The organism is Streptomyces mayonensis (assembly GCF_018982965.1).
Taxonomy (GTDB): domain Bacteria; phylum Actinomycetota; class Actinomycetes; order Streptomycetales; family Streptomycetaceae; genus Streptomyces; species Streptomyces mayonensis.
The window spans coordinates 1-2,757 of sequence record NZ_JACBYP010000245.1; the positions used below are offsets into that span (position 1 = coordinate 1).

General features: G+C 74.5%; 3 protein-coding genes. 1 reads left to right on the top strand and 2 read right to left on the bottom strand.

All coding sequences use genetic code 11. The features are described 5' to 3' along the window. Positions 1-165: 165 nt before the first annotated feature. Together HZS56_RS37590 and HZS56_RS37595 are read right to left on the bottom strand one after the other, a co-directional pair. Entirely contained in the window at positions 166-1,059 is an 894-nt protein-coding gene (locus HZS56_RS37590) for a transglutaminase-like domain-containing protein (protein WP_216725290.1), read from the bottom strand. Between the two features lie 132 nt (positions 1,060-1,191). Next, on the bottom strand, positions 1,192-2,208 hold the full coding sequence (locus HZS56_RS37595; RefSeq protein ID WP_216725291.1) for a GNAT family N-acetyltransferase: 1,017 nt from the start codon (positions 2,206-2,208) through the stop codon (positions 1,192-1,194). 140 nt (positions 2,209-2,348) lie between these two features. On the opposite strand from HZS56_RS37595, the gene fdxA reads away from it, so the two are divergent. Next, the gene (gene fdxA, locus HZS56_RS37600; RefSeq protein WP_003973842.1) at positions 2,349-2,669 is read left to right on the top strand and encodes a ferredoxin; all 321 of its coding nucleotides are present in this window, start codon (positions 2,349-2,351) and stop codon (positions 2,667-2,669) included. The last annotated feature ends 88 nt before the right edge of the window (positions 2,670-2,757 follow it).

Sequence of the window (2,757 nt, forward strand, 5' to 3'; positions counted from 1 at the left end):
CTAATGCGGCGCCTCCCCCTCCCCCGCCGGGGGGGCCCCCCCCCCCCCGCCCCCCTGGGGGGGGGGGCCCCGGCCCGGGGCCCCCCCCCGGCCCCCCGGGGGGGCCCCCCGGGCCAAACCGCCCCATCACCGGCTGCGTCCCTCGCGCGGCCCCCGCAACGACGGTCAGTTCAACAGCGCCCGGGCCGCCCGCGCCTCCCCCCGGACCTCTTCGGCGACCGCCTCGTCCACGGCCCCCACCACCTCCGCGTACGCCTCCAACGCCGCGGCGCCCGCCGTGAACTCCCCGCGCTCCACCAGCAGCCGCGCCCGCTCGTACCGCAACCGCGCCGGATGCGAGGGCAGCAGCAGTGCCAGCTCGATCGCCCACAGCCCCACCGCCGACTGCTCAGGCCGACCCGCCGCCCACGCGCGTACGTTGTTCAGCACCCGCGTCACCACGTCCAACGGCGCCGCGGGCTCCAGCATCGACGGCGTCAGCCCCGCCCCGGTCGCCCCCGCGACCAGCACCTCCGCGTCGTTGCCGCTGAGCAGCCGCCCGCCGTCGAACGGATCGACGAGCACCCGTTCCCCCACTCCGGCCGCGGCGCCGGACGCGAGCCCCGGCTCCGCGCCGAACCCGACCACGAAGTGCCCCGGCAGGGCGACCCCGTACACCGGCGCGCCCGCCCGCCGCGCCACTTCCATCCACACCACCGACAGCAGGATCGGCAGCCCGCGCCGGCGCCGCAGCACCGCGTGCAGCAGCGACGACTCCAGCCGCCGGTAGTCGGCGGCGACCCCGTGGAACCCGTACCGCTCACCGAGCAGGTCCCGCAGTGCCACGGCCCACGCCCGGGGCGTACCCGGCCGGAACGGCAGCTCCCCGGCCAGCCGGTCCAGCTCCACCTGCGCGGCGTCCAGGCCCGACTCGTCCAGCGAGCCGTCCCCCTCCGCGCCCACCAGCAGGCACAGCGTGGACAGGTCGGGCCGCTCGGAGCGCGCCTCCTCGGCGAAACGGCGGCGCAGTTCGGCGGAGCGTTCCGGTGGCGGGGGCTGCGGGGGGCGGGGGTGACGCATGGCTGGCTCGTGCCCTTTCACGGCGGTTCACTGCGGTCTCGCGTCTCGCGTCTCGCGTCTCGCGTCTTGCGTCTCGCGGCGATCGGTTGCCCGGTGCTTCCGGCTTCCGGGGCTACTGGTGCGTTCCGGCGGTCACGGGCTCCCGGCAGTGGTGGTACGCGGCTCCCGGTAGTGGTGGTACGCGTGGTGAGCCGAGAAGCCCATCCGGGCGTACAGGGCCCGCGCACCCGCGTTGTCCGTCTCGACCTGCAGCCACGCGGCCGACGCGCCCTCGTCCAGCGCCCGCCGGGCCAGCGCCGCCAGCACGGCGGTCGCGAGCCCCCGGCGCCGCTGCGCGGGGTCGACCTCGACGGCAGCGAAGGAGGCCCACCGGCCGTCCACGACGCACCGCCCGATCGCCGCCGGGGCGTCCCCGTCCGCACCGGGCACCGTCGCGAACCACACCGACGGACCACTGCCCAGCACCCGCAGGGCCACCTCGCTCACGCCCTTGCGCTGGTACCGCGCCAGCCACGCCTCGTCCGCCTCCCGGGACAGCACCACACCGGCACCCTCGGCCAGGTCGGCGACCGGCGCCAGGGCGCCCGTCCACACCTCGGCCGTCACCTCGCGCACCCACCCCCGCCGCTCCAACTCGGCGCACAGCGTTTCCTGCGCGCCCTCCGCACCGGTGGCGGTCTGGACGTACGCGGGCAGACCGCGCCCGGCGTACCAGCGCCGTACGGCCGTCAGCGCCTCGTCGAGCGGCAGCCCCGGATCACCCGTCGGAAGCACCGAGTTGGCCCGCCGCGTGAACCCGGAAGCCGCCCGCAGTTCCCATTCGCCCAGCCACTCGCTCTCCACCGGACGCCAGGCCCGCGCGGTGACCCGGGCCAGTTCCCCGAAGGACGCGGCCGGACCGCGCCGGCGGGCGGGTGCGGACGGCACGACCTTGCCGGCGACGAGCGCGGACTCCGCGACACGGACCGACTCACCACTCTTTCGTGTGATCAGCAACACACCGTCGGTCCATGATGTGAGAACACCCACCGTGTCGGTGAACTTCTCCTCCGTGACACCGGGTTCCCTCAAGCGCCGTACGGAGACTCGTTTGCCCACGTCAGCAGCGGTGATACGGACCTCAAGACGCCCAGCGGCCGAGATTTCCACGGGTCGGTCCACCCCTCCTGTTCGGATCATGCCCAAGAACGGAGATACTAGGGGCGGGCATCGACGACGCCGCGCTCCCGCGCGCCAGGCGGCGGAGCCTGAGGAGGCCCGCCAGCGCCCTATCTAGGAGGAACGACAGCGTGACCTACGTCATCGCGCAGCCTTGTGTCGACGTGAAGGACAAGGCGTGCATCGAGGAGTGCCCGGTCGACTGCATCTACGAGGGCCAGCGGTCCTTGTACATCCACCCGGACGAATGCGTCGACTGTGGTGCCTGTGAGCCGGTCTGCCCGGTCGAGGCGATCTTCTACGAGGACGACACTCCGGAGGAGTGGAAGGACTACTACAAGGCGAACGTCGAGTTCTTCGACGAGCTCGGTTCGCCGGGCGGCGCCAGCAAGCTGGGGCTGATCGAGCGCGACCACCCCTTCGTCGCCGCGCTGCCGCCGCAGAACCAGTAGGAGCGGCCCGCACACGCGCAGCCGCCTCGGTCCCGTGCGGCCCGGTCACCCGACCGGCGCCGGACGGGGCCGAGGCGTTTGCCGCGCC